The sequence below is a fragment of the Rugamonas aquatica genome (genome assembly GCF_009380215.1).
Classification (GTDB): domain Bacteria; phylum Pseudomonadota; class Gammaproteobacteria; order Burkholderiales; family Burkholderiaceae_D; genus Rugamonas; species Rugamonas aquatica_B.
This window is the reverse complement of record NZ_WHUG01000004.1, coordinates 336,242-362,321: the sequence shown is the minus strand read 5'-3', so window position 1 is coordinate 362,321 and position 26,080 is coordinate 336,242. Positions and strand designations below refer to the sequence as shown.

Sequence of the window (26,080 nt, the reverse complement as noted above, 5' to 3'; positions counted from 1 at the left end):
AAACGCAGCAGCCCTTACAGCAGCTGCACCCAGACCGTCACGTTGTGCGGCCGTACCGCGTCGATGGCGGCGTAGATGTCGGCGTCGGCGATGCCGTACTGCGGCGTCCCCGACAGCGGCCGGTACACCTTGACGAAGCACTCGTACGGCGTCGTACTCAGCGTGCCGTAGCGGCCCTGGCCGTAGAAGCCGGTGGGCTGGCCATACGCGCCATAGTCCTGCGGTCGCCGCGACTCGATCAGGATCGGCGTGCGGCCGGTGATGTCCTGGCACAGCTTGATCACGCCGGCGCGCGTGCCGCGCTCGCGGAAGATGTTGGCCTGGATCGCCGTCCGGTAGCTCTGGTCGGTCTGGTACGCCTGACGCTGCAAGCCGAGGCCGAAGAAGTCGCCGGCGATCATGTCCAGCCAGCCATCGCTGGCGGTCAGCAAGCGGCTTTGCAGCTTGACGTAGGCCAGCAGCGCGTACACAAAAGACCAGCTCGCCGCCCAGCCGGACAGCAAGGCGTCCAGCACCGGCGTGCTGTCGCTGAACCAGGTCGGCAGCGTGGCCTTCAGGCGGGCGACGATGTCGCCGTTGTCCCCGGCCGCCATCAGGACACCGTCACGGTCGAGAACTTCAGCACCTGCCGCGCCGTCACCGCCACGTCGGCGCTGCCGCCGTTGAGCTGCATCGCCGTCACGTTGGTGACGCCGGGCGTAGCGTCATACGCCACCTGCGCCAGCCGGGTGTAGGTCAGCGTCTGGCCCAGCGCCAGCGCGTTGATGTAGTTCTGGATCGCGGCCTGCACTTGCCCGCGCGTGGCGACGGTGTCGTAGCCGGCGGCCAGCGTCACCGCCAGCGACACGGCGACCGGCACGATCACCGGCGTGTACACGCCGAAGCGCGTGGTGATCGCCCGCACCGCTTCGATGGCGCTGCTGACGGCGTTGAGAAAGCCCGCCGACGGCGCACCGGAGCCGTCGTCCACCACCACGTAGAAGTAGCCGAGATCGGCCGTGCCGTTGTACTGCTGGTTCTCGGTGATGGTGTAGACCGTGCCCGGCTGCACCGAGCTGATCGCGTAGCCGATCGCGGCCCGGGTGGCGCGCGACAGCGAGGCGATGTAGACCACGAAGCGGGTTCGCAGCGCGGCGTCGGTTTCGGCATCGGCGCCGCCGGAGAACGACAGCGCGTTGCTGACGGTGTCGACATACGTCACCGCCTGCGACAGCACGCTGACCTGGCCGGCGCCGGCGTTGCCCGCCGCCTCGGCGACGTTGGCGCGCACCGGCACCGTCAGGCTGGACACGCCGGCCGCCAGCACATAGCCATCCGCCGTCCAGGCCGGATGGTTGCTGTCGGCCGTGACCGTGTAGCCGCGGCTGCCGTCGGCGGTGCGCACTTGCGTGCTGAACGGAATCAGCGCCTGGCTGGTCGGCGTGAAGCGGGCGAAGGTGACGGCGCCCACCGCCGGCAAGGCCGGCAGCCGCGCCAGGCCGTAGTCGGCGATCCAGCTGTCGAGGTCGGCGTCGCTGGCGGTCGCGGCGCGCATGGTCGACAGCAGTTGCACCGCGATGGCCTGCAGCCACAGGCCGAGGGCGGCGTTGGTTTCCACCAGCGCGCGCAGCATGGAGCCGACGGTGAAGTCGATCAGGCTGGACGTCTTGGCCTGGATCGCGGCCACCTGGTCGGCAACCAGCGTGGAGAAGGTTTTGGTTGTGATAGTCATGGCTTACCTGTTGATGTTGAATGCCAGATTGACCGGCTGCCGGACCTCGGCATCGACGTACTGGATGCGCACGCTGATGCCATGGTCGATAGGGCTGATCAGGATGACCGGATCAGGCTGGTGTGAGACGATGGCCTCGTTAAACAATTGCTCGCGGATCAGCGCGCGCAGGCGGCCGGCGTCCAGCGTCTTGCCGATTTCCTGCGAGGCGCCGGCGCCGTAGTCCAGCTGCCAGAGGTAGTCGCCGGCGTTGGTCAGCAGGCGCCGCAGGATGCGCTGCTGGCCTTCCAGCGTGCCGCTGCTCAATGCCAGGTCGCCGGTGACGGACAGCGCCAGATCGCCGCCGATGTAGTGGGAAAGATCGCTCACACCGGTGCTCCCGTCATCCCCGGGCCGGACTGCACGCCAGGATGGGTATGGGTGCGCAGGCTGACGCCGGCGCCCCGGACATCGCCGCCGACGGTGAGCTTGCCATCGACGCTGCCATCGCCGCTGACGGCCAGCTTGCCGGTGATCGAGGCATCGGCGCTGACAGCCAGCTTGCCGCTGATGGTGGCGTCACCGCTGAGCTTGAACGTGCCGCTGTGGTTCCAGCTCGACGCCGCCGACGTGATGCTGCCGTCGCCATTCAGCGTGATGCTGGCGCCGTGGCCGTCGCTGAACAAGGCTGCACCGCTGTTGAGCAGCTTGAACTGCGCGCCGCTCTTGTGCACGGCCCACAGCTCGCCGCTGGGCGCGGGCAACGGCCGCGCCTGGTCGCTGTAGAAGCGACCGACGATCAGGCCGGCGTCCATGCTGGCCTCCTGGAATTCCAGCTGCACCGTGTCGCCCGAAGTGGGCGGACTGAACAGGCCCCAGCCATTGCCGCTCCAGGCGCTGGTGATCGGCAGCCAGCCGATTTCCACGCCCTCCGGTTGCAGCAGCACCTTGGCGCTGTAGGTGTTGGGGTCGTAGCTGGTGACGGTGCCGATGCGGGTGCGCGCCAGGCCCTGCCCAGCCGTCTGCGACACCAGCCGGATGCTGTTGATGAGTGTGTTCATGCGAGGTTCTCCGTTCACGAGTTCGGGGTTTGGTTCTTGGCTGCCACGCTCATGCGGAAGCCGCCGTCGTAGGCGTACTGGCGCGTGACCGAGGCCGTGTAATACGCCTGGTCGAAAGCGCTGCCGGTGCCGCTCACCTGGATCAGGCTGGTGGGCATCAGCAGCACATCGCCCGGCAGTTCGGCCGACAGGCTCATTTCGTGCGCCGACAATTCCTGCAGGATGGCCTTGGCCTTGGCTTGCGCCCGGCTGGCGTCCAGATTGGGAAAGGTACGCACGTATTCCTGCGGCTCGCCGCCGAACGGCACGACCACGCCGCCCTGCTGTTGCACGCGCTTGCGCTCGGCCACTTCGCTGACTGCCTGGTTGGTCTTGCTGTTGAACGACAAGACCTTGACGCGCAAATCTTTGGCCAGCGACAGGTTGCGCTGGAAGCTCAGCTGCACCGCGTTCGACGCCGCCGCACCGCCATCGGCCGGCGGCGCTTGCCAGTGCAGCACGTACGGGTCGGCGCTCTTGGCCACGCGCGGCTCGAAATGCAGCTCGCGTCCGCGCACATAGGCCTGGTAGCCTTCGTACTGCGCCAGCTTGGTGACGATGTCCCAGTAGGTCACGTCCGACGCCACCAGCGCCTTGATGATCTGATAGTAGCCGCCGGCCGCCACCGTGGTCGGCGTCACCACCGGCGTCAAGCCCTGCGCCTTGGCGATCTGGGTGACGACATCGGACGCCACCAGCGTGCCGCTGCTGAACACCTTGGTGCGCTTGAAGTCGATCAGCCTGGCGCTGAGGTCGCGGCCCGTCAGCACCATGGTGTTGGCGCCGGGGTCGATCTCGATCTCGTCGGCGCAGCCCAGCAGGAAGCTGGTCAGGTCGGACTTGCGCGGGTTGTCCGGATCGTCCGGGAAGCCCAGCAGGAACTCCAGCTCCAGCTGCTCCTGGCGCGACCAGAAATCCACACCGCGCCCGGGCGGCTGAGCCGACAGCAGCAAGGTCAGATGAAAGGTGTCGGCCTGGAAGAAGGCGTTGTTGACCACCTCGAAGCTGTGGACGCCGCTCAACGGCACGCCGTTGGCGACCACCATGCCGCGCGGCCGGCTGCCGCCATTGGTTGCTTGTGCCTGGTTGATCATTGGACGGGTGCTCCACCGCTATCCACCGGCGACGGCGGCACCGCCACGCTCTGCACCCCGCTCACATTGGGGTCCGTGACCTTGTTGGCCTGGGCGATGGCGATCCACTTAGTGGCGTCGCCGTAGGTTTTGGCGGCCAGCTTGAACAGGTTCTCGCCGCCGACCACCACTTTCTGCAAGGACGTCACCGCGCCCGAGGCGCGCGTCAGGTTGGCTTCGATGCGGCCGACCACGGCTTGCAACTGGTGCAGGTCCGGGAGCTTAACGGCCGCGTCCAGCTGCTTGGTCAGCCTGGCGGCTTGCTGCGCGACCGGGTTGTTGGGCAGGATGCCGCCCAGCGTCGTCACCGTTTGCAGCGTCGCGCCGGCCTCGGCGATCATGCCCTTGACCTGCGTGGCCACGCCGCGTACCGGCTCCAGCACGCCGTTGATGGCCTTGCTGCCGGCCTGGACGAAATCGGAGACCGACTTGATGCTGTCGTTCATCGTCTTCAGCAAGCCGGTCAGCTTCGGATCGCCGACCTTGGCCGCGATGGCGCCGGCCTTGGCGGCGTCGGCGCTGATGGCGGCGTTCAGGTCGGCGGCCTTGGCGGCCGGCCGCGGCCGGGTGCTGTCTTCGATCACGTCCAGCTCCAGCGTGTAGCGCACGCGGTAGCGCTGCTCGACGCTGTACTGGAAGCTCTTGACGATGACGCGGAACTTGTACTCGAAGAAGGCCAGCTGCTGCGGCTTGCCTTCCACCCGCATCAGGTCGATGGCGCGGGCGCGCTGCAGCGCCGTGGCGCCGAGGAACACGCCGCTCCATTGGATGGCTTCGTCCTCGGCGCCCATCGCTTGCACCACGCGCACGCCGCCGGGCAACTGGTGCGCCACCAGTTGCTGCTTGCCGCCGAGCGGGATGCTCTCTGGGATTTCAAAGTCCTGGAAGGTCTCGCTGCCCAGGGTCAGGGTAAATGCTGTGTTGGCCATGATGTCTATCCTGCGTAAGCGACCGACGGCGCGTGCATGCTGCCGTCGTGAGTGTTGGGGCCGGTTGGTGGCCGCGCCATCCGCGTGCCCGCCTCCTGGAAGATGCGGGTGGTGATGTTGCGATAGTCGAGCTTGTTCTCGACCTTGAACACCGGCGCCGGCATGGGCGGCGGCACCGGGCTGAAGGTCTGGTAAGGCACGCCGGGCGCCAGCTTGACCGGCGTCGGCGTGCCCACAGGCGGCGGCGCCGAGCCGGCCAGGTAAGGCCCGGATGCGGCGAATGGCGCCCGCGTGGTCGGTGTATGTGCATCCGGCGCCTCCGGCTTGGGAGGCGACTTTCGCAGTAAAAAGTACAGGCCGGCGCCCAGCAGGGCCACTGCCGCCACCACCAGGAGGATAGGCGTCGACAAGGCAACTATGGCGGTGGCCGCCATAGCCAGTCCACCCAGGCTGGCAGTCACCATGGATATGGTGCCGCCGATCGCCAGCGCGCCGGCCAGCAGGCCAAAGCCGTAGACCAGCCCCGTGGTCAGCGCCGGATACTCCTCCAGCAGCGCGCTCAGCTTGTCGAGGCCGTGCGCGAGCGACGTCAGGCCGTCAACGACGCGCGGCAGGTAGGCGGTGCCGATCACTGTCAGCAGATTTTTCCAGGACTGCGCCGCCGCCATTTCCGCGCCCTTTGGCGATTGCAGCGCGCTCTGGTAGGCGCCGCCGTAGCCGCTGGCCTTCTGGTAGGCCTGCGCCTGATTTTGCAGGCGCGGCTGGTTGACGATCTGGTCGCCCAGGAAGCGCGCGGTCGGCTGGTCGAATTTTTTCTCCAGCAGCGACGCCATCTGTTCGTTGCCGATCTTGCCGTATTTTTTGCGCATGGCCGGCACCAGCACCTCGCCGATGAACTTGTCCGGCCGCTGCGCCATCAGCCCGGCGTTGGCCGCGCTCAGGCCGGCGGGGCCGGGATGGCCCTTGCCCTGCGTCTGCAACAGGCCCAGCTGAGACAGGAAGCCCTTGGCCTTGCCGTCCATGCCGCCACCGACCAGCGTCGCGTAGGCGGCCTGGCCATTGGCGCCGGCCGTTTCACCGGACGTCTGCGCCATGTAGGCGGAAAACTGGCCGTACAAATATTCCTTGTCGTAGTGCTGATAGGCTTGCTTGCCGGCCTTGCCTGCCGCGACGAATTCCGCGCCGCCGACCTTGCCGCCGCTGGCGAAACTCACCCGCGATTGCAGGTCCAGTTCCTCGCGCAGCGCCGGTGCGGAGCCGCTCAGATTGCCGCCGCGCAGCGACAAAGCCTTGGCGGCGTTGACGGTCTGGCCCTCGACCTCCTTGCCGCCATTGGCGGCGGTGGCCGCGAACGCGTACTGGGCAAAGTCGCCCGACAGCGCCAGCGATTGCGGCAGATCGCCCAACACGCCATGCAGTTCGCGCACGCGGGTGATGTTGTCGGCGATGCCGCTGCCCAGCACCTGGTGCGACACGGCGGCGGCCTTGGCGTAGACATCGGCGTTGGCTTGCGCGCCCAGGTTGAGCGTCTCGAAACTCGCCTGGGCCTGGGCTGCCTTGGCGGCTTCCTCATACGGCTTCCTGAGCTGTTCGAACATGCCCATGCCCACGCCAGCCACGCTCTTGCCGAATGCGCCCTTCTCCTTGATTTTCTTGAACGCCTCTTCCAGCCCGGCCATGCCGGTCTTGGTCTTGTTGGCGGCGTCGTCGACGTCCTTGAGCCGCTTGGCGAGATCGATCAGCGCCTGGCCGGTCTCGGTTGTCAGCCGCAGATTGATCATTGATATGTATGGTCCTGCCATGGGAACTCCTGTAGATCGCGCCCTTACTTCCTGGGCTTCCAACGCATCGCGGCGAAATCGAATTCGCCGCCCTCTTGCTCGCCCAGGGCGATGGCCCAGGCGGTGCCGACTTCTTCCGGCAGGCTCAGCGCCACATCGAACGGAACCCCGTTCTTCACCAGGTACACCACCGTGGCGAATGCGGGGTTCCGTGCTAGTTTTTTACGGCGGCCTCGGACACGGCAACGCCGGCCTGCTCCGCCACGTGGCTCATGACGGCGCTGATGCCGTCCTCGCCCAGGCGCGAGATCAGCGCTTCCAGCTCGCGCTTGGTCGATGGCGGCGGCTGGTCGTCGCCGTCGATCTGCGTCACCCACAACAGCGGCATGACCATGCCCATGTAGACTTCGTTGCGGGCCGAGGCGCCGACCGTCTCGACGATCTGGTACTGGCGCAGCACGTTCGGTTTTTTCAGGCCGATGCGCAGGCCGCCCGCAACGACGGTGGCGACCGCATTGGCGGCCTTGACGATGTCGTCCGACACCGTCTCGATGGAAATAGTTGGTTTGTTCATTGCAGTTCCTGTTCGATAAAAAATGGCGCGCGGCCGTATGACCGCGCGCCTTGCAGCACGCGGCTTACTGGACTTTCAAGCGGCGCGAGGCCATGAATTCCAGTTTCATCTTGACGGTCTTGTCGCCTTCGCGGGCGCCCAGCTCGGTCAGCTTGTAGACCACTTTTTCATAGCGGTACTGCGAGACGCCGCCGTTGGGCTCCTGGATGGTTTCCTGGATGAAGCCGTACGGCACGTTCATGCCGTTGTAGTAGTTGGCTTCGGCCTGGGCCCAGAAGTCGTCCAGCGTGCTGTCGAAGCGGTCGATTTCGAACGAGCCCTTCCAGCCGTTGTGCGTGACCGTGTGGCGCGCTTCGCCGTCCAGGCCGGTGCGCTTCTCCTCGGTGGTGACGGGTTGGGCGTCGAACTTCATGATCGCCGTGGTGGGAATGTTCAAGTTGCCGGTGGCCGTCGTGATGACGACGCGGATGTCCTTGCCCAGGGTTTGGTTTGCTGCCGACATATGTCGCTCCAAATAAAAAAGCCGCCCTCAGGCGGCATGGATGAAAATGAAAACCGCCTTAGTTGGCGGCCACGGTACTGGTGCGGGCGACCTGCACCGACTGGCCGCCCTCCATATTGATCAGGAACTTCTCGACCACCGACAGGTACTGCACCTTGGCGTCCATCTGCATGTAGCCGGTGGCGATGCGCGGCGCCAGGTTGTTGCTCAGGTCGCAGATGGTGGAGAAGTCCGCCACCTGGCCCTGTTGCCGCATATTGGCCAGGAAGGCGTCGACCGTGGCCTTGGCCTGCAGACGGGTCGGATCGTCGGCGCGGCTCGACTGCAGGCGGCCAACGTACTTGCCCATGCCGGTGTTGAGCGTATAGGCGATGTAGTTGGTCATGCGGGTGTAGTTGTCGCCGTTGGTCACCGGGTTGGACGAGGTGTTGTGGCCGAATCGCGTACCGAAGTAAGCGCCACCCGGCACCGGATTGGCGATCACGTCGATGCCCGCCTGGCCCAGCACCTGCAGCTCGGCCGACGAGTAGGCGCGGTTCTGCAGGCTGCGCTGGGTGGCGACGATGCCGTACAAGGCCTTGTTCAGACCGGACTGCTCCGGCGACAGGTTGGCCAGCAGGCCCGCCACGAACGCCTGCGGCGAGATGACGCGGGTGATAGCGTTGACCGGATCGCTCCAGTAGACCCAGTCGCCCAGCAGCAGCTTGAACGCATACGAATCGATGTTGGCCGCCGCCTTGGCCGCCGCCGCAGCCGCCGGGTTGTCGCCCTGCGGCGTCACGCCGACCATGTAGATGCCCTCGGACAGGCCGAACGCGGCCTGGGCCGCGAAGGTGCTGATGTCGTCGCAATCGGTCAGCATGGCCACCGCCGCGCCGGAACTGCGCAGGCTGTACATGCCGGTGCGGCTGCCCAGGTCGGAGCCGAGCAGCAGCGCGCCGGTGATGTTGTTGGCGCCGTCAGTACCGCCTGCGAAGTTCGAGCTGGCATACGCCGGCACGCCAACGGCAGCGCCAGCCACCGCCGACACCAGCACCGACGCCGGACGCGCCACGCTGTTGCCGTTGTTGATGGCCGCCGCCATGTTCACCCACAGCGCATTGCCGGCGCCGGGGATGTTGTCGAACACCTCGGGCGCGAAACCGGACAGCGCCAGCGTCACCTTGGTGGTGCCGGTCTGGCTGCCGGCGGCGATGGTCGCTTGCAGGCTGTTGCCCAGCGAGCCGGTGTACTTGCCGCTCAGCGTCAGCGCCGGGGTGCCGGCCACACCGCCGGCCAGCGTCGCGCCGGACGCCGTGGCGCCCGCCACGTTGGTGGCCACGGTCAGCGTATTGCCGGCCACGCCGGGCAGCAGCGCCGCCAGGTTCAGCGTATTGGCATTGAGCGCAAAGGTGAACTTGTCGATGTTGACGTCCAGCGAAGCCTGCAGGAAGGCCAGCAGCGTCGCCAGCGTCGCGCTCAGCGAGGCGCCGATGTTGACCTGGTTACCGACCGCGCCGCTGGCGACGAAGGTCACCACGGTGCCGGCCAGCGTCAGCGTGGTGGCGGCCGCCGGATTGGCGGTGAACGCCACCGAGCCGGTCGCGGCGATGCCGGCCGACTGGATGGCGGCGGTGGCGGCCGTGTCGGTGCCGTCGGTCACGCGCACGCAGCGCATGCTGGCGGCGCCCTGCTGGACCGCCGCCGCCAGGGCGGTGCCCATGTCGTACTTGCGGTTTTGCAGCGAGCCGTGGATGCGCGCATAGTCAGCGGTGCTGCCCACCGGCGACGCGGAATTGACCGGGCCCCACTGGGCGGTGCCGACAATGCCGAGCACATTGGTCGGCACGCCATTCAGCAGTGACACGCTGGGCGGCACTATCTGTACGTAGAGATCTGGAACGATCAGCGCCGTCGTGTTGATGGCGCCTTGCTGTGATACCGGCATGTAAGCCTCCTAAAAATAAAAAAAGCCCGCACATGGCGGGCAAGAAAGCAGGTGGAAGACGGCGTTACGAATACAGCGTTGTCGCGCCGTACTGCCCACCTGTTGCGAACTGCATCGCGACGCCGAGCTGCTCGGCGACGATCTGGGTTGCGCTGGCACTATCCGTGATGGCGTACTCCACGGCATAGAGAATATCGCGACGGAAAACGGTGGCATTTTCCATCGCATCGTTTTGCACGCTGCGCTTGTAGCGCAAGGTGCCGCTGGTGCCGTCGGCCAGCGCGACGCGCCAGGCGCCGGCCAGCGCCACGTCGATGGCGGCGGCCAGCGGATCGCGCGCGGCGGCGCTGTTGGCCCAGACCGAAATCTGGAACACTTTTTCCTGCCGGCGCAGCACGCGCATATTGCTGCCGCCGACGCCGACCCGCGCCACCAGCTTGCGCACGCCCGGCACGCTGACGACGGCGCCGACATTGCTGGCCGGGCGCTGCGCATTGAGCAGCGCGGCCAGGCCGGTGGCGACGGCGGTCGGCGTATCGCCGGCGCGCACCGCGTAGACCACCGGCAGGCCGTCCGCCAGCACAGCAGCGTTCTGCCCCGCCGCCGGCGTGCCCGCCACCGTCACGGTGCCGGCGCCTACCGTCAGGCTCAGCGTCGAGGCTGGAATGGCTTGCGCCATCCATTCGCTGCAGGCCGGCTGGGTGACGCGTTCGGTGGCGGTCGGGAATACCGACACGTGGGCCTTGCCGGCGCTCAGGTCGGCGTTGAGCGTGGCGGCATTGGGCCAGCCGGCGTAGATCACGGCGGTAACGCCGGTGACGGAAGCAGCGCCGGTACCGTTGGGATAAACGGCGGCGCTGATCGCCGCCACCAGCGCTTGGGCGACATCAGTTTGATCGGCCATGGGGTTCACCAGAAAAGAAAGGGAGGGAGCGGCGCGAGGAAAAAACTGCCGCAGAAATGCAAAAACCCGCACTAGGCGGGTTTTTGACGTACTTCTTGAACTTATCAAAGTTAGACCTATTCTCCGCGTGTTTTGCGGAACGGTCAAGCACTTTTTTAAAAATCGATCATTTTTGTTTGTTGCAGCAGTTCGCCGACGGCGATCCACGCCTTGTGCTCGGCGCCGCTGACGGCAGGCATGCGGCCCTTGGCCGGCGCGCCCTTCAGCCAACGCACCAGCTTGGCATTGTGCGCGCTGGCGGTATCGCGATGCACGCCGCACTGGTCGGCCAGGTCGGCCAGGTTGTGCTTGATACCGAAGCAGCGCTCGATGATGCCACGACGTAGCAGATAGTGCGACAGCAGGCCCGACATCTCGCCCAGCGCGCGCTCGGTCAGGAACAGGATGGCGTCGACCCACACCTTGTTCGGCTTGGAGCCTGCGCAGCAGTTGCGGCCGCAATCGCAAGGCACGGCGGGCGGCGCCACGCGCGCGATCAGGATGTGCATCAGCATCGGATCGAGACGGTCGAGCTCGGCCCTTATCATGCCGGCCTGGGCCGCGCCATCGAGGCCGCCCAGGCCCTTCCCCTCCTTGGTCGGCCCCGAGGCCATGCGCGCCATCATGGACTTGTCGTACTGCTGGCCGGAGAAATTGAATGCGAAAACCAGCGCGGCGTGCGCGCTGCTGAACAGTGCTTCTTCTGCGATTACTAACATAGGTCTGTACTCCTTAAGTGTTGCTGGTATTGGTTGGGTTGTTCTTCAGTAGCGCCTTGATTTCCTGCAGCCGCATGCGGGCTGTGTGGACATCGGTCAGCGCCTGTCCCGGCGCCGGCAGCGCGGGCACCGGGCGCGGTACGTCGGCCAGTTCGTGCTCGTGCGCCAGCTTGGCGGTCAGGATGCGGGTCCAGCGGGCGCGGGCGTTCTGCCAGGCCAGCGATCGCAGATCGGCAAAGGTGAATTCGACGGCGGCCCAGTACAGCGCCTTGCACGGCCAGTGGTCGTCGCCGAACGCGCGGCGGCTGACCTGGCACTGCGCTTCCGCGAACATCGACTCGGCGTCGGCCGGCGGCCGGCACAGTTGCAGGAACTCCGGCAGCGTCGGCGGCCAAGGCCGGGCCAGGCAGGCGGCAACGCCGCGCCGCACTTCGCCCACCGACAGTCCGGCCAGCTTGCTGCGCCAGTTCTCCTTGACGCCGCGTACATCGGTGCCGCGCCACAGGTCGGCCAGGCGGCTGCCGTACAGCAGCTCGAATTCGGCGAACAGGCGCTCCACGCTATCCGACGAGACGGGCCTGGCCGTCGATGGTGTGGTGTTCGCCGGCGCCGCCGTGGCGGCCCGTGAGTTGGTCAAGTACGCGCTGGCGTTCTGCATGGGTTCCTCCGAAAGATGGTTGGGCGGGTTTGCCGGGGTTGCGCATCAAGTCGCTCAAGACCGGCAGGAAATAAGCGGCGCTGAAATGTTCGCCGGGATGGGCGCGCAGCTTTTGCGCCACCACGGCGACGATGAATTCGTCGTCCAGCCGTTGCAGTACCGGCCCCCAGCCCGGCTTGGCGAACAAGCCTGGCGCGGCGGCAATGCCGAGCTGGCGCAATCGCCGACACAGTTCGCCGATGCGGGACATGGGCGGCGGTGGAGCGTCGTCTGCGGCCTGTGCTCTGGCTGGTAAACTTTTCCCTGTCCCTGTCCCTGTCCCTGTCCCTGTCCCTGTCTCTGTCTCTTGGAAGTCCGGTCCCGGGGGACAGGGGCGGGACAGCGGTGCGCCGTCGTCGGCCAGGAATGCTTCCAGCGTGGGGAACGGCACGTCCTGGCCATGACGCTGGTTGTGCTTCTTGATGCGCGCGCACTCGGTCTTCCAGCGCTGGGCGCGCTTGGCCTGCCAGGCTTCGTTGGCCTTTTCCGCCACGATGGGGTGGTACAGGCGGCCGTCCGCGCACTTGATCCAGCCGTGCAGCGCGCCGGCGCGCAGCTTGCTCCACTCGCGGACGACGCGGCCATAGCCGGCCAGTTGCGCCAGCACCACGTCGTCGTCGGGAATGCTGGCGGCCGGGATCTGGTGCCACGATGCGCACCACAGCAGCACGGCGGCGCGGAACTCGTCGCCGCTGACGATGGCCGAGATGTCACTGTCGCGCAATCGCAGCACATCAAGCGGCATGAAGGTGAAATCGCGCAGGTCGCAATCGCCCGGCGTCAGCGGCATGGGCAGGTGGTTGGAGCGTGGGAAATTCGAAATATTTTTATTCATGGACACAGAATATACGCGAATGGATAGGCAATCAATACCTGAATGAATAAATTATTGCGGATTTTTATTCATGCGCGTATAGTTCGTGCCATGGATATCGCAAGCAGACTCGATGAAGCTATGAAAGAGGCTGGGTTCACCACCCAGAGCGCCCTCGCGCGCGCCTCCGGCGTACCGCAGCCGACGATCAACCGCATACTCAAGGGCGTGGGCAAGAAAGGCCCGGAGACGCAGACGCTGGCCCAGCTGGCGGCGACCTGCAATGTCAGGTTCGAATGGCTACATGAAGGCCGCGAGCCGCGCGCGCGCAGCGGCGGCGTCGAGCGGGAGTATCGGCAGGTGGTGGTGGCGGATGCAGGCGATCCAGATTTTTACGAAATCCGCAAAGTGCAACTTCAGCTATCGGCAGGTATGACGGGCTTTCAAACTGTTCCAGAGATTTACGACGGCAGCAAATTAAGCGTTTCCAAGAACTGGGCCGACCGCCACGGCTACATCCCGGAGCGGCTGATCGCCATCGCGGTCAAGGGCGAGAGCATGGAGCCCAATCTGTACGCGGGCGACCTGGTGATTATCAACACTGCCGACACGGCGATGGAGGATGGCGTGGTGTTTGCCGTCAACTACGAAGGCCAGGCCGTGGTCAAGCGCCTGACGCGCGACCGCGGCGACTGGTGGCTGACCTCGGACAACCAGGACCAGCAACGCCATCGCCGCAAGAGCTGCCGCGAGGGTGAATGTATCATCATCGGACGTGTGGTGCGGCGCGAAACGGACCGGATCTAGGTTACCGCGCCGCCCTTGTTTATGTCGCTTGTTTATGCCGCTTGCGTTGCCGGCATTTGCTCAACTGCCTTGACCGCGGAGCAAGCCATTTCGTAACGGAAGCTATCTCCCAGCGTCGCCACCACTTCAGCCCGGAAGCGTCTTTTCGCCAGCGTTCTTGAACGATGTTTTTGCTGGACTTCTTCAATCGGCTTTTCGGAGCCATGCAACTGGTAAGAAAACAGTCCGCCATGCGTCGCATGCGCGCCTATACTGGTCCAGAATGCATCGTAGTTGAAAAGACATTCCACCTCATCGTGGTCTTTTCTCTTCGATAATTGCTCGCCATTGGAGACGCCTATTATCGTTTCGATGCCGAATAATTCTGCAACCGCTTCCGTCGCACTGATAAGCAAACGCGCCGGAGTGATGTCATGCAGTCGTTTGGTTGCCGCCCTCACCTTCTCGAACTCCCCCGGCACGCCTTGCACGCGCCCAACAAAAATCACATCTTTGTTATCGACAGTATGGAAGTATTTCCTTGCAACGACATTGGGAACGATGGTCATGCACAGCACGTAGATCGGCAAATTGTCGGCCTCAAATACCAGCGCCAAGTCGCCTTCATGATCGAGCATCCGTTGCGGACGCTTTAAATCATGGGGGAACATCATTCTAATTCCGAAATCACCAGATTCTTGCTTCAAACTCCACAATAATGGTTTATCCCTAAATAAGCGCGGAAAGAATTCAGCCGATATTTTTCCGGAAAAAACACGGTAGTGATGAAAGACGATACCCAGCGCATCACCGATCGATAAGGAAGAAAATAAATAATTACTCCGAAGATATTTATACTTCAAGTCGGGATGCAGGCTGGATAAGGAAGCAAGGCCATTGCTTGACAGGAGCCTGAGCAAACGCATGTGGCCGCGCCCATTTATTATCAGTGGAAGGGCTCTATGGACAATACGCAGCTTAATACTCGCCAGAAATTCATTTAGCGGTTTGAGCTTGATTAAAAGATTTTCCATGAGGAGGGAATCAATATGACGAGGTGTTATGGACGAATTCAGAGTATTTGCGGTCTTAAATCATTAGTAACGCAATGTATCAAAATGTATCACATGGGAACACTGAATATCGCGCAATTATCATTACAAATACGCAATGTATATTGACGGAAGCCTATCATCATGAAAATATTTCAAGTTCCATGGCGCACTATATTGTGCTAGGTGAAAATAATTTTGGGGGTAATTTTCTGAGATTGTCCACGACAATCCGCGCTGTCGCGCTCAGGGAGGGCGGCCGACAGGGGGCCTGAGCAGGCGATAACGCCGCCTCGCTCGCCATGAGCAAAGCTCTCGTCGTTGAAAAAATATCAAGACGACAAAATTAACTTATCGGGAAGAAAGACTGGCCTGCCCAGCAGGAATCGAACCTGCGACCCTCAGCTTAGAAGTCAGATGTTCCAAGCGGCTATTTCATTTTAAAATCAATGACATACGACCCAGCAAGTGGGTTATTTCGGATCGAATGACAATCACCTAAGTCATTGATTTCAAATGGGTCAACTTTTCCCAATAACCCGCCAAGAAGTTGCTGAAAAAATATATCGAATTCACCATTGAAATTGTTTGTTGCACCACAAAGTAAGGGTCGCTGGCCGGTCAGATCCCTTCTGATCCCGGCAAATTGAATGGGAGGCCCCATGGCCGATCACCGCCTCACCCCGCTGAAAAAGAGCGATCTGCAGTTCCGTTACACGCCAGGCGTCACCGAAGGCGACGACCCAAGCAAACGTAACGCACCGGACAGTGCCCTGCTGAACCGCTCGGAATGGTACGAAGTGCTGTACTTTGTGAACAAGTTCGCTAATGAGAACACGTCGTCCGGCAGCGACACTGGCTTAGTGGCAAAAAAAGCCGAACGTCTGATCCACCGCTACCTGCCCGGTAACCAGCGTAGCCACGCGCATGTCACGACGTGGCTGCTGAATAACTGGAGCACGCACGGTGATGCGCCAATCACCTGATGTAGGGTGTGCGGCACCAGGATTGTGATTCCTGTTGCCAGGGATGAGCCCTATCAGCCAACCTACAGCATCCGCAGGGAAATCAAAGGGTTGCAAGTTCAAGCTTGCAACCCTTTTCCTTCTGTTGCAACATGACATTCCAAACTATTGAGGACGAGCAGAAACACCTACCGCTCCTCCCGATCGGCCCGGGCGCTGTCAGGTCTGGCTCCCAGGTCGACAGATGCGCGCCGCAGCTCTTCTTCTTCAAGGACGGGTTCGCCGAGTAGCTCCTGCTTAAAAATCTCCACCAGATAATCGCCGTGGATGATTCGCCGAACGACCTGATCCCCGCGCAGAACCAGCGCGCGCAGCCGCTTTATCTCCCAAAGCAGCGGGATGACGTCGGCGGCATCGCGGCGCAGGCCGATAGCGCGCAGCTGCTCTGTGGTCAAAGGCGGCTTAAAGTTATCTTGCGGCATGATTGTACCTGTATAAAAACACAGTATATCAAACTACCGACAGCCCGCAATAACGGCCTCCAGCTGATCCTCGTATTTCCGGGCGCGTGGCCAGTCCCGCGCCAGCGCCAAGACTTTCTCACCGTCGGCGGCATCGAGGCCAAGTTTGCCGAATTCGTAATCCGGCCGCACCGTCTCGCTCTTGACGCATGACACGTAGACCGGAACGTCGATGACCTGCGGCGCCGGCGGCGCGCTCGCGCACCCGGCCAGCGCCAAGGCCAGCAGTAGGTTTCTCTTCATTGGCGGACATCCTTCAGTAGTTGGTTGACGGCGGGCATCGCCTCGGCGCACGTGGCGGCATGCGCGCCAGCCAGCTTAGCCAGCGCGCCGTCGAAGCGCTTGCCGTTCGCGGCGGCCAGCTGTTGCGCCGCTACACCGCGCGCCTCGGCCGCCAGCTTCTCCTTACCGAGCTGCGCTAGACGAAGGTTCTGGGTATCGATGCCAGCGCGCAGCGCGGCGTTGACGCCCTGCTCCGCCCTCAGGTCGGCGCGCGCGACGTCGCGATCACGCGAGGCCAGCCACCACTCGAAGCCCAGGCCGCAGGTTGCGCCGATCAGCAGTACGCCCAGCACGATAGCGCCGACCTTCCACAGGCCTCCCGTTACCACTCCGCCTGCGGCGCCCATCACCCCATCGAGCGCGCTCACGACAGTACCTTCTGCGCCACTGCAAACAACGCCAGCCGGTCAGCCAGGCCATTCGTTCCGCCGTTCACCCGACGCGTCACAGCAACCTGATCGCCAGCATCTGCCAATGCGTTCAGCCCGTGCGTCTTCCAGAACCAGCCCGCCGAACGCGCGGCATGCGCTGGCTGCTCAAGGATTTCTGGGTAGTGCACCAGGTCAAGGCCCAGCGCGGCGCCGGCTGCAGTGTAGTTGGCGCGGCCCGTAATCTGAATCAGGCCTCGGCCCTTGAAGCGGATACCGTCGCCCGCGACGTTGTTCCCCAGAGCCTTGCGCCCCTCGTAGGCCGCGCCACTGGCCAGCTCCTGCACATAGAGCAGTTGGCCGGACTCATGACCCACCTGCGCCAAGAACGACGCCTGGCGCGCCGGCGTATCGATGCCGAACTCTGCCATGGCCGCATTGATGGCATCTAAAAAAAGACCCGCACGACGGCGGGCCAGGGGCATGATTTGAATCAGTTGGTCGAGTGTCATATCAGGCTCACAAAGGCAAGAATACCAATCAGGGAAAGCGCCAGCGTGCCGATGGTACGCGTGCGAATACTGGGATTGAGAACACCCCAGACGCAGGCCCCAAGCACGCCGACAGTGAGCAGCTGCTGAACGGTCTGGGCGTTCATGTGCGGTCTCCCAGGAAGCGCCGCTTCAACGAGCCGATCAGGTCGGCACTGTTGATCTCGACGAACAGCTCGCGACAGGTGGCCAGCGCGAACAGGCCGACCAGAAACTGGATGCCAGCATGCACGCGACCGCCCTGGATGCTGAACAGGTCGATGGCCGCCGGCGCCAGGTAGCACGCGCAGACGAAACCAACGGCGAAGGACGTGATCTTTTGACCAACGCCCAGCTCGCCGCCGAGGAACTTCAGTGAGAGAGCCGCGCCAGCTGCTCCAGGCAAGTACGCGACGGCGGATTTTACGAGGGTGGCAAGAATTGCTGCCGTGGCTGAGACTGGTTCAGTCATGTGGACCTTTCGTGAGATGCCCAAGGGGCGAGATTTTCAGATGCGCTATCAGGCGCCGGGATCGGGAGGGAGGGACGGTGACTCTTCAGGGCCTGGGCCCACATCAGGGGGTCGGATCATCGTGCATCACCTGGACGAGTTCCCCACCCCCAACTACGCTGTCCGGATAGAGGACGCCGTCGCAGAGCCAGCCGCCTTCCTGTCGCGCCGAAAAGAAGAAGGGGCCGAAATCGCCAACCTCAGTTTTCAAAAGGTTCATGCTGCAGCCTCCACTCGTTTGATATAGATCGGCGACGTCGAAGTGATGTAGCCCACCGCCCACGCTTCGTTTGCCGCATTGCCAGGCCGACTAACATTCTGAGCGACACCCAAGGCTATCGACTGCACCACTCCGCGCGGGCCGAACATGACGTCATACGGTTTGGATTGGTTGGCGTCCGTTGATGCGTCTGCGAAAACATACGTGCTCGCCCCCGCCACCAACTTCTCTCCATTTCGCACACCATTTCGGCTATTGTTTTTCACGGATGGAATATAGGCAGCGGTTTGCAGCCCCTGCAGAACACCAGAAGAACCGGAGCAATCCAGAGTAAGGATGAAAGTCGCAGGGATTCCAGATGATGCCGAGACTCCTCCAGTAAAGCGAGCCGTGGTACCCGACACGTCGATGGCGCCGAGATAGGAAACTGACGAGGCCAGCGTTGTTGACGCTTGTGTGCCGGCCGAGGCTGTACCTGCCGTATCCGTCAAGATGTTCCAGCTGGCAGAGTTATTGGTGTTCCCGTCCGTGACGAAAATTACCTTCCCTGCCGACACCTCCAGGTAGGCGCATGTTGTGGTCGGGACGTTCAGCAACTGAACGGTGCTGACGGCTTCCGTCGTCCCCGTCAGTTTGAATACAGCCGCAGCAGTGATGCCGACTCCGTCTATGTACCGAGCCACCAAGTTGCCGTTGCCATTGATGAAGGCCCACAGCTGAGATGTAAATGTTGACGACGACGTAGTGTTTGCAGCGGTACCGGCGGTCAGCGTCGAACCAGCGAGGCTATAAGGCTGAGCCTTCAGGTTTGAACTGCTGGAGTACGTTACGGCCCGGAGCACTGTTCCGGTCACGAAAAGACGCGGCAGCGCCTCCACGTTGCCAAAGTTCCGCTCAGTACCGATGACGGGAGTCGTGCCGCTCAACGATACGCCACGTACCGAAGATCCCAGCGTACCGCTCCCATCGTTGTAGGAGTAGGAGAATGCGAACCCACCATTGACGGCCACCAATCGATCCATCTGGGATACTGCGGCCGGCGCCGATGCCGTCGCAGCCGCGTTCACGGTAATGGCGACTCCCGAAACAGAGAGCGCCACAACCTGGATCGAAGTGGACGACCCGGGGCAGGAGGCGACCAGTACCTGATTGGCAGCCGAAAGCACCGCACACGCATACAGGACGCTCGCCCGGACAAGCACCGGAGTGCCCCAGGTTTGGGATGAGGAGTCATAGACAGCAGCGTAGAGGGTACCGAACAACAGCAGCGTCCGCGTAGCGTCGAGCGGGATCGCCTCAAGCACCCCACCCCCGTTGCCAGCTGAGATTGAGGCGGGGGTGAGGATTGCGGTCACACCCAGCTTCTCTACGTTGCATGGCACCCATTGGCCTGCGGCGGTCGCGTTGGTGGCGAGACCGATTACCGCGCATTTCCCTGCGCGAATCCAGCCCAGCTGCGTGCCAGAAAAGTCACGCACGCCGTAATCGTCGGTGCCTGCGTTGTGAATGGTGAAAGCCAGCGCACCTTTCACCATCGTCGTCGCATCCGGCAACGTTACGAAATAGCCGGGCCCAGTCGGCGCGACCCGCAGCGCGCCGCCGGAGGTGTTCAGCAAGGTGACGCTGCCCGCCGCAGTGGCGCCACCGATCCCCAGGGTGTAGAGCTGCAGAACCCAGTTTGCTGTATCGATCGATGGATCTGTAGTGCCGGCACCTGCGCCGTTGCGGCGATATGACAAGCGCGTGATCGGAGACCACGTCACAACGCCATCGGCATACGTCGTGCCGCTTACCCACTTGACGGCATTACTTGATGCGGCAGCGGCGGCGGCTGAGCTGGACGCCGACGACGCTGAGCTCAAGGCCACTTGCGCCCAGTTATAGGCCTCAAGTGCATTGTTGTACGCGTTGGCGGCGCTGGCTGAAAATTGCGCAACGCTTCCTGTCACCCACGTCACGAACGCGTCGAGGCGATCAGAAAACGTCGCCTTCTGGCCACGCACCGGGGCCGGCAACGGCGCCGCCGAAATTGGGTCTGGAGGGGAAATAGACATTAGATCATTCCTTGGACGTTCAATGAAAGATTGGCGAACTGGTTGCCTGGATAGGTGACTTTTCCAGTGGGCAGGCCGAACACACGTGCCGCCTGCATCTGGTCAGAATTCGATGCGATGACCACTATCGGAGTCCCCAACACGGTGCTAAGGGCATCAACAACACGATCCGCATCGGCAAGCGGGATCAGGGCGGCGATGGACATGTCGCGAGCCGTCTTACCCTTCCGAATACTGGTCTTGCCACGAGAATCGGTCGTCACGCGCGCATATGATTTGGGTTCGACCGTCAAGCCGGACAGCGTCGGCCCCAGCTCTTTCAGGTCGCCCAAGGAAGCGATGCCGCACTTCGCGACGCCACCTGGATTGGTGATCGTGATGGAGACTTCGGACCGGCCATATGGCTCGATATCGAAAGCGATGAAATCGGTCTTCTGCCGGAAAGGTGCGAAGCACCATTCGTAGTAGTCGTCCGGCTGCGACCCTTCCAGTGAGCCGGAGTAGCTGAGCAGCACCGTTCCGCCCACATAGTCCCGGACCGTGACGTCAAGGTGCGTTCCCTCCAGGCCGGCAAGAAACAACGCGTTGAATGCGCCAGGGCGGAACACTACGGTCAGCGTGCCGTCCGCAATCGACTGCGTGCCGACCTCGCCGTCGAACATCGTCATCTTGTCCGTGACGCCCAGATCGTCCCAGCGATCCGCACTGTCTTCCGGCAGGCCGCTGTTCACGCCGGCAATCAGGTTCTCGTATCGACGGCCGAGCGTGGCGCGAAAGACCACCGTGCCTTTCGCATAAGACGTCGAGGCGTCCCACTCCAACTCTCCGGACGTGTGACTCATAGCCGTACTGCTGACCACCATGCCCGACGTGATCGCCAGGGGGGCAATGAAACTCAGGATCGCCGTCATGACGTCACCAGCATGGCGGAGCCACCTTCAGTTACCAGGTCAAGCACCGACGCGGCCTTCTCGGTATTGGTAGCGATCGGCGCCAGCGCCGCGACAACCTTCTCGCCCATCTTCATCAAAGCGTCTTCCACAGAACCCGAATTCGCAGTTGAGCTGGTCGACGCAGCCACAAGGTTTTGCGCTGGAGATGAGAAGCCGGGCGCCATCTGTTCGCGGTAAAACTGCGACATCTGAGCCCACGTTGCCGGAATCGATGCAGCCAGGCTGAACTGAGCTGACGCAGCGCTCGCAAGCCGCGACTGCACCAGGGCGAAGTCGCGCGAGTAGGAAAAGTCACCGGCGTCACGGGCCTTGGATGCATTCAGAAATGCAGTCGCAGCGGCCGTATCGCCCAAGTCCGAAGACAGCAGCTGTCGTTTCGCCTCCTTGTACCGGTCTTCGGGATTCAGCGCGGAGAGGTCACCCAGCAAGAGGGACTGAGCGAAATCGTTCAACGACTTACCGGCCGCCTCCGCGTTCTTCATGGAGTCAACCAGCGCGTTGCCCAGCGCCTGAAGCCCCGTCGTGGCCGAGTCTCGTGCCTTTTGTATCGCGGCGGCAGCAGCTTGTTGAGCCAGCGACTCCGCCTTCAGGCCGGCCAGGCGGTCGTACAGTGCGACGGTGCTGTCGTCCATGCCCCTGATCTCAAGGGCGCGCACCTCAGTCACGGACATGGTGGATTTAATGAATTCATCGATCTGCTGCTGGTAGCCGGCGTTGACCGACTTCAATGCGTCCGAGGCAGACTTCGCTGCCTCGGCAGCCTGCACCCGATCGAACAGCCCCCGGTTGCTGGGGTCGAGCGCCGCACGCTGCTGCGCCTGCAACTGGTCAGACGATAGTGTGGCCTGGTCGTACCGTTTCTGAAGGTCGGCCCGTTCGCTCAAGACGGCAGATCCCTCGGCAAGCACGCCATTCAGGGTGCCCATGTAATCAGTCACCTGTTTGACCTGCGGCGCGAGCTGCAGCAGGGCGGCATACTGCTTGGCGCCAGCATCGGTCGCCAACTTCCCGGAGTCCACCAGGCTCAGTACCAACTGCTTGAAGTCATCGTTCGTGGTCACGCTGGCGCCACCGAGGTCCGCAAGCTGCTTCTTGACGTTCGCAATGATCGGCGCCATCTGTTCGGCCGGAGACAGGAAGTTCTGGGCGAAGTACGCCGTGCCGCTGGACAGAGAATCGAGGCTGCCGGCGGCAGCTATCAGACGCTCCCGCGCCTCGACCGAGGCCAGACCGACGGCGCCGAAAGCGGTTTCGGAAGTCCTCCCGATAGTGGTCAGGATCGCCTCCACGCCGCTGAAGTCCCCAGCAATTCGCTGCAGCGTAGTGCTGGCCGTCTCGCCAGATGCCGAGAAGGCAGCGAGCCCCGGAACCAGTTCCTTGGCGATGGTGTCGCCCACCCCAACGAAGAAGTCGGAGATCGCCTTTTGATTTTCCGCTGCATCGCTCGTGAGGGCGATGTTCAACGACTGTGTGCGGTTCTGGATGGACGTGGCATCAATGCCTAGGGCCTCAGCGAAGCCCGTGGACGCCTTTTTGATCCCAGCGTAAGCATCCCCCAGCGACTTGGCGGTGGCTGTGTCCACGGGCGTGTTATCGGTCCCGTTTTTGTCACTGCGGAACCAGCCGCCGTCCTGATGCCAGGTCTGGAAAGTTTGGCCCGTGAAGCCGCTGTTACCCAAGCTGCCGTTGATCCCTTGCGCCGTGATGTCCTTGGATCCCATCCCGAAGGCGCGGTTGAGTAAGCCCCCGATCGCGCCGCCGATCGCGCCGCCGATTGGCCCACCGAAGAGTGAGCCGGTCACCGTCGCGATATTCACCACCGCGCTGCCGTGGTCGCCAATGCCATACTGCCCCGAGATGGCGGAGCCAAGCATCTTGCCGGCGGCGGCGCCGGCCAAATACTGCGCAGCAGTACCGGCGGCGGAAGCTGGCGAGGACAGCGGCATGCCGGAGCCTGCACTCGAATAGAATCCGCTGTTTGGCCCGAGCATGTTGATCCCCGACTGGACGCCCTCCGCTACCGAGTTGGAGATCCCGGCGAAGCCATTCGAAATCGCATCGTAGGCACCCTTGGCCGTTTGCAGCAGGCTGATCGCACCGCCAGGGCCGGGCAGACCGCCCGTGATGCTCGATGCCTGCGCAGCGCCGGCCAAGCCGCTGAAGCCAGTGACCTGCGCGCCGATACTGAAGATCCACTTCTTGACCGTCATCTGATACAGCAGGTCGAGCAGGCCGGCCTTGAGCGTATCGCGCAACCGGTCGAAAGCGTTTTTGCCGTTGTCGAAGATGTTCACAAACGTGTCGTGCGCAGTCTGGTCGATCGACTCCCACAGCTTTTTCTGCTGGTCAAAGCGCTCGGTCTTCAGCAGCCCGTCGGCCTGCGCCTGTGCCAGTGAGCGCATCGCGGCGGCGCTGGCGATCATCGCGTCGGCTTCCTCCTTGCGCGCCTCGTTGCCTCCAATAATGGCCGCCCGGCTCTCCAACCGCGTGGCACTCTCGTTCACCAGTGCTTTGTTGAAAGCGTTGATCTGCTCCTTGCTGGCACCAATGAGGGAGTTCGCGTTCTCTTGAGCCTGCATCTGAGCCAGCAAGGCATCCCGATCCGATACGCGCTTGTCGGCAAGATCAGCCAGATCACTGGCGGATTGGCGCGTATTCTTGGTGTCCAGATCAGCGATCTGCTTCTCCAGCTCCGCCTTCCGCGTCAACGACTTTTCGTCGAGCAGTTTTATCTGATCGTTCAGAACTTGGATTGCTTTTTTGCTGTTTATTTTCTGCTTGGTGAGTTCGATCTCGTCCAGCAGCCCCTTCCTGTCGCGCGCCAGCGCTGCCTGATCTAGCGCCGCAACCTTCTCGGCATACTGGATGTCCAGGTCATAACTCGATGCCAGACCAGTGGCGCGTGCAGCGGCCAAGGAGAGCCCGGTCCGCTTGTCGACCTCTTGCTCGATGGCCGCACGCTGCTTGATCTTCTCGATCTGGGCGTCAATCTGATCGTTATAAATGTCGGCGTAATTTTTGCGGATCTCGCCGATACGTTTCTCGATATCGGCCTGAGAAACGCCGGCGGCGATGCCATCATTCTTAGCCCTGGTAATGTCGCGCTCCAACTGCGCGCCACGCGACAAATATTTATCACCTTCATCCAACCACTTAATCCGGGCCTCACCAGCAGCTGCGGACGCGGCTTCAGCGGCCGCTGCCGCCCTATCCGCGTCCGTCTTAGCACGCAGGCCATTGATCTGCTGCTTATTGCGATCCAGGTCGGCCCGGAAACCTTTTTCTTTATCCGAGTCTCCTTTCTGAACCGCAACACCTATTCGCTTCTCGATCAACTCACGCTCGGCCAATAGGGCGTTGATCTTCTGAGAATTGGTTGCCTCGCGGCCAAGCGCCAGATCAATCGTGCCATCCACAACACCGAGCGCAGCTTTCTTGATCTTGAGCCAGCCGCGTTCCCAGTCGGTCAATGTAGCCAATACCTTTTCGCGCTGTCCATTCAACCCATTAGCGAATGCGTCTTGCGCTACTTGAGCCGCTTCGGTCGCCTTGCCCTGGTCCTTCAAGGCCTTTACCTGTGCATAGGTGGACGCTGTAATGAAATGGTATTTTTCATTCAACTTAGCCAGGGCCGCGACCGGGTCTCGCCCAAGGGAGGCAAACTCTTCGACCGTGTCAGAGATGCTTTTGCCGAGCGCGTGCTGCGAGGCGACGGCCTCCAAGCCGAACCTCTGCAGGCTTGCGGCAGCCACCTTCCCTGTGGCGGCCAGCTCGGCCACCGCGCTAGATGCCTCGTGCTGTGAGCCCGCCACCTTACCGATGTTACGGGCCGCATCGGCAAGTTGATTCGCCGTTCCGCCTGCGGCATTCCCTGTCATAATCAAAGCGCGGTTGTACGCCTCGGCCTCCTTACTGCCTTCGTGGTACGCGATCGCCAGCGCAGCAGCACCGGCGGCGGCCAGCGTGAACGGATTGATGAGGCCGACGATATAGCCGCCCAGCGCACGGGCCGCAGGGCCGGCACCGCCGAACATGTCGCGAAGCTGGCCGCCCTGCTGCAGGAACACGGTCAACGGTGCCTGGCCGCCCTGAATGCTGGTGACAATGTCGGTGAACTGCGCCGGCACGCCGCGCAGCGCGGCGGCGGTTTGCGCCGCCGACGCGCCCGTACGCCCCAGGCCGCCCTCGGCCTCGCGCAAGCGGGCGATGAAAGGCGCGGCCTGATTGGTGACGCCGAGCTGGGCGGCCTGCATCTCCAGAAGCTGCGACCGGGTGCGGCCGATGGCGTTGGCCTGCTGCTCCAGGCTTGCGACGAAGGAGTTCTGATTCGTCTGGACCTGCGCTGCCTCCCGTTGAGCCTGCGCCTCGGCGCGCGCCGCCACAGCAACCTGTTCATGCGCGGTGCGTAGATCGTGTAGCTGATCGATCAGTGGGTCAGCGTCGTGCGCGATGCCGGCCTGGGCGGCGCGGTAGCGCAGCACTTCTTCCGACGACCGTCCATAAAGCGCGATTTGCTCCCGCAGTCCGGCGAGGAAGTTGTCGCGGCCAGCCAGCGCATGCGCAGCTTCGCGCTGTGCCAGCGACTCGGCCCGCGCCGCCTCGGCGGCCGCCTCCTGAGCAATCCGCGTCTCGTTCGCAGCGGAAGCAGCGCGCACCTGGGCCGCTTCCACCTCGCGCAGCTGGGCAATAAACGGCGCGAGCTGGGTCAGGTCGGCGCCGCGATTACGCGCCAGAGTCTCGAAGTAGTCAGCGCCGGACTTCTTGCCGGCTTCCAGCGCGGCAGTCGCGCGCTCGACGGACCCGATTAGGCTGCGGGTGGTGTTGTCGACACGCGCCGCTGCACTGGCACCTCCAGCGCCGATACTATCCAGCGCGGCGGTACCCTGTTGACCGAGATTGGCTAAGTTCCGGCCGGTACGCGCAACGCCGCCATCGATATGCGCGAGGCCCGCGTCGACGCCGCTGGTCCCGACCGACATCTCGATGACGCCGGCGGAAATCGTATCTGTCATCACTTGTCCAATAAAAA

Annotated in this window: 28 protein-coding genes; 2 read left to right on the top strand and 26 right to left on the bottom strand. The window is 63.1% G+C overall.

Going from position 1 to position 26,080, the window contains the following annotated elements; translation table 11 throughout:
* Positions 1–14: 14 nt before the first annotated feature.
* From GEV02_RS12935 to GEV02_RS12870, 15 genes are all read right to left on the bottom strand, one after another.
* Positions 15–593 (bottom strand): hypothetical protein, encoded by a 579-nt coding sequence (locus GEV02_RS12935; protein WP_152838354.1) that lies wholly within the window; start codon positions 591–593, stop codon positions 15–17.
* Positions 593–1,711, bottom strand: a complete 1,119-nt coding sequence (locus tag GEV02_RS12930; protein ID WP_152838353.1) for a baseplate J/gp47 family protein — start codon at positions 1,709–1,711, stop codon at positions 593–595. The genes GEV02_RS12935 and GEV02_RS12930 overlap by 1 nt, the downstream gene beginning before the upstream one ends.
* A gap of 3 nt (positions 1,712–1,714) precedes the next feature.
* Positions 1,715–2,080: a phage tail protein gene (locus GEV02_RS12925; protein ID WP_328595803.1), complete on the bottom strand. Its 366-nt coding sequence runs from the start codon at positions 2,078–2,080 to the stop codon at positions 1,715–1,717.
* Positions 2,077–2,751 carry a phage baseplate assembly protein V gene (locus GEV02_RS12920; protein WP_152838352.1) on the bottom strand — a complete coding sequence of 225 codons (675 nt, stop codon included), beginning with the start codon at positions 2,749–2,751 and terminating at the stop codon, positions 2,077–2,079. Before GEV02_RS12920 ends, GEV02_RS12925 begins: the two co-directional genes overlap by 4 nt.
* Positions 2,752–2,765: 14 nt before the next feature.
* Positions 2,766–3,884: a phage late control D family protein gene (locus tag GEV02_RS12915; RefSeq protein ID WP_152838351.1), complete on the bottom strand. Its 1,119-nt coding sequence runs from the start codon at positions 3,882–3,884 to the stop codon at positions 2,766–2,768.
* On the bottom strand, positions 3,881–4,852 hold the full coding sequence (locus tag GEV02_RS12910) for a hypothetical protein (protein ID WP_152838350.1): 972 nt from the start codon (positions 4,850–4,852) through the stop codon (positions 3,881–3,883). The genes GEV02_RS12915 and GEV02_RS12910 overlap by 4 nt, the downstream gene beginning before the upstream one ends.
* Before the next feature lie 5 nt (positions 4,853–4,857).
* The gene (locus GEV02_RS12905; RefSeq protein ID WP_152838349.1) at positions 4,858–6,654 is read right to left on the bottom strand and encodes a phage tail tape measure protein; all 1,797 of its coding nucleotides are present in this window, start codon (positions 6,652–6,654) and stop codon (positions 4,858–4,860) included.
* A gap of 23 nt (positions 6,655–6,677) precedes the next feature.
* Positions 6,678–6,812, bottom strand: coding sequence for a hypothetical protein (locus GEV02_RS33550; RefSeq protein ID WP_268878634.1), 135 nt, complete (start codon positions 6,810–6,812; stop codon positions 6,678–6,680).
* 35 nt (positions 6,813–6,847) lie between these two features.
* On the bottom strand, positions 6,848–7,207 hold the full coding sequence (locus GEV02_RS12900; protein ID WP_152838348.1) for a hypothetical protein: 360 nt from the start codon (positions 7,205–7,207) through the stop codon (positions 6,848–6,850).
* A 64-nt stretch (positions 7,208–7,271) separates the two neighbouring features.
* Positions 7,272–7,709, bottom strand: coding sequence for a hypothetical protein (locus tag GEV02_RS12895; protein ID WP_008447387.1), 438 nt, complete (start codon positions 7,707–7,709; stop codon positions 7,272–7,274).
* A 58-nt stretch (positions 7,710–7,767) separates the two neighbouring features.
* Positions 7,768–9,636 carry a phage tail sheath C-terminal domain-containing protein gene (locus GEV02_RS12890; protein ID WP_152838347.1) on the bottom strand — a complete coding sequence of 623 codons (1,869 nt, stop codon included), beginning with the start codon at positions 9,634–9,636 and terminating at the stop codon, positions 7,768–7,770.
* Between the two features lie 64 nt (positions 9,637–9,700).
* A complete protein-coding gene (locus tag GEV02_RS12885; protein ID WP_152838346.1) occupies positions 9,701–10,540 on the bottom strand; it encodes a hypothetical protein in 840 nt (279 codons plus the stop codon).
* 155 nt (positions 10,541–10,695) lie between these two features.
* The gene (locus tag GEV02_RS12880) at positions 10,696–11,298 is read right to left on the bottom strand and encodes a DNA-binding protein (RefSeq protein WP_152838345.1); all 603 of its coding nucleotides are present in this window, start codon (positions 11,296–11,298) and stop codon (positions 10,696–10,698) included.
* Between the two features lie 13 nt (positions 11,299–11,311).
* Positions 11,312–11,857 carry a hypothetical protein gene (locus GEV02_RS12875; RefSeq protein WP_328595802.1) on the bottom strand — a complete coding sequence of 182 codons (546 nt, stop codon included), beginning with the start codon at positions 11,855–11,857 and terminating at the stop codon, positions 11,312–11,314.
* A gap of 1 nt (position 11,858) precedes the next feature.
* Positions 11,859–12,830 carry a DUF1376 domain-containing protein gene (locus GEV02_RS12870; protein ID WP_152838344.1) on the bottom strand — a complete coding sequence of 324 codons (972 nt, stop codon included), beginning with the start codon at positions 12,828–12,830 and terminating at the stop codon, positions 11,859–11,861.
* Between the two features lie 42 nt (positions 12,831–12,872).
* Here GEV02_RS12870 and GEV02_RS33265 point away from each other — a divergent pair, with 42 nt between their 5' ends.
* A complete protein-coding gene (locus tag GEV02_RS33265; protein ID WP_084805897.1) occupies positions 12,873–13,616 on the top strand; it encodes an XRE family transcriptional regulator in 744 nt (247 codons plus the stop codon).
* Positions 13,617–13,648: 32 nt separating this feature from the next.
* Here the strand turns inward: GEV02_RS33265 and GEV02_RS12860 are convergent, their stop codons facing one another.
* On the bottom strand, positions 13,649–14,629 hold the full coding sequence (locus GEV02_RS12860) for a DUF535 family protein (RefSeq protein WP_152838343.1): 981 nt from the start codon (positions 14,627–14,629) through the stop codon (positions 13,649–13,651).
* Between the two features lie 680 nt (positions 14,630–15,309).
* Here GEV02_RS12860 and GEV02_RS12855 point away from each other — a divergent pair.
* Positions 15,310–15,633: a hypothetical protein gene (locus GEV02_RS12855; protein ID WP_217433130.1), complete on the top strand. Its 324-nt coding sequence runs from the start codon at positions 15,310–15,312 to the stop codon at positions 15,631–15,633.
* 167 nt (positions 15,634–15,800) lie between these two features.
* Here GEV02_RS12855 and GEV02_RS12850 read toward each other — a convergent pair whose 3' ends face one another.
* The 10 genes from GEV02_RS12850 to GEV02_RS12815 form a co-directional block, all read right to left on the bottom strand.
* Positions 15,801–16,094: a hypothetical protein gene (locus GEV02_RS12850; protein WP_174999084.1), complete on the bottom strand. Its 294-nt coding sequence runs from the start codon at positions 16,092–16,094 to the stop codon at positions 15,801–15,803.
* A 33-nt stretch (positions 16,095–16,127) separates the two neighbouring features.
* Positions 16,128–16,376, bottom strand: coding sequence for a hypothetical protein (locus tag GEV02_RS12845; RefSeq protein ID WP_152838341.1), 249 nt, complete (start codon positions 16,374–16,376; stop codon positions 16,128–16,130).
* Positions 16,373–16,744, bottom strand: a complete 372-nt coding sequence (locus tag GEV02_RS12840) for a hypothetical protein (RefSeq protein ID WP_328595801.1) — start codon at positions 16,742–16,744, stop codon at positions 16,373–16,375. Before GEV02_RS12840 ends, GEV02_RS12845 begins: the two co-directional genes overlap by 4 nt.
* A gap of 35 nt (positions 16,745–16,779) precedes the next feature.
* Positions 16,780–17,295, bottom strand: a complete 516-nt coding sequence (locus GEV02_RS12835) for a glycoside hydrolase family 19 protein (protein WP_152838340.1) — start codon at positions 17,293–17,295, stop codon at positions 16,780–16,782.
* Positions 17,292–17,441, bottom strand: coding sequence for a hypothetical protein (locus tag GEV02_RS32860; RefSeq protein WP_174999082.1), 150 nt, complete (start codon positions 17,439–17,441; stop codon positions 17,292–17,294). Before GEV02_RS32860 ends, GEV02_RS12835 begins: the two co-directional genes overlap by 4 nt.
* Complete coding sequence (locus GEV02_RS12830; protein ID WP_235922753.1) at positions 17,438–17,719, bottom strand: holin; 282 nt, start codon at positions 17,717–17,719, stop codon at positions 17,438–17,440. Before GEV02_RS12830 ends, GEV02_RS32860 begins: the two co-directional genes overlap by 4 nt.
* A 169-nt stretch (positions 17,720–17,888) precedes the next feature.
* Positions 17,889–18,044 (bottom strand): hypothetical protein, encoded by a 156-nt coding sequence (locus GEV02_RS32855; protein WP_174999081.1) that lies wholly within the window; start codon positions 18,042–18,044, stop codon positions 17,889–17,891.
* Positions 18,041–20,098: a hypothetical protein gene (locus GEV02_RS12825; protein ID WP_152838338.1), complete on the bottom strand. Its 2,058-nt coding sequence runs from the start codon at positions 20,096–20,098 to the stop codon at positions 18,041–18,043. Before GEV02_RS12825 ends, GEV02_RS32855 begins: the two co-directional genes overlap by 4 nt.
* Entirely contained in the window at positions 20,098–21,009 is a 912-nt protein-coding gene (locus GEV02_RS12820; protein ID WP_152838337.1) for a hypothetical protein, read from the bottom strand. Before GEV02_RS12820 ends, GEV02_RS12825 begins: the two co-directional genes overlap by 1 nt.
* Positions 21,006–26,063 carry a phage tail length tape measure family protein gene (locus GEV02_RS12815; protein ID WP_152838336.1) on the bottom strand — a complete coding sequence of 1,686 codons (5,058 nt, stop codon included), beginning with the start codon at positions 26,061–26,063 and terminating at the stop codon, positions 21,006–21,008. The genes GEV02_RS12820 and GEV02_RS12815 overlap by 4 nt, the downstream gene beginning before the upstream one ends.
* Positions 26,064–26,080: the final 17 nt, after the last annotated feature.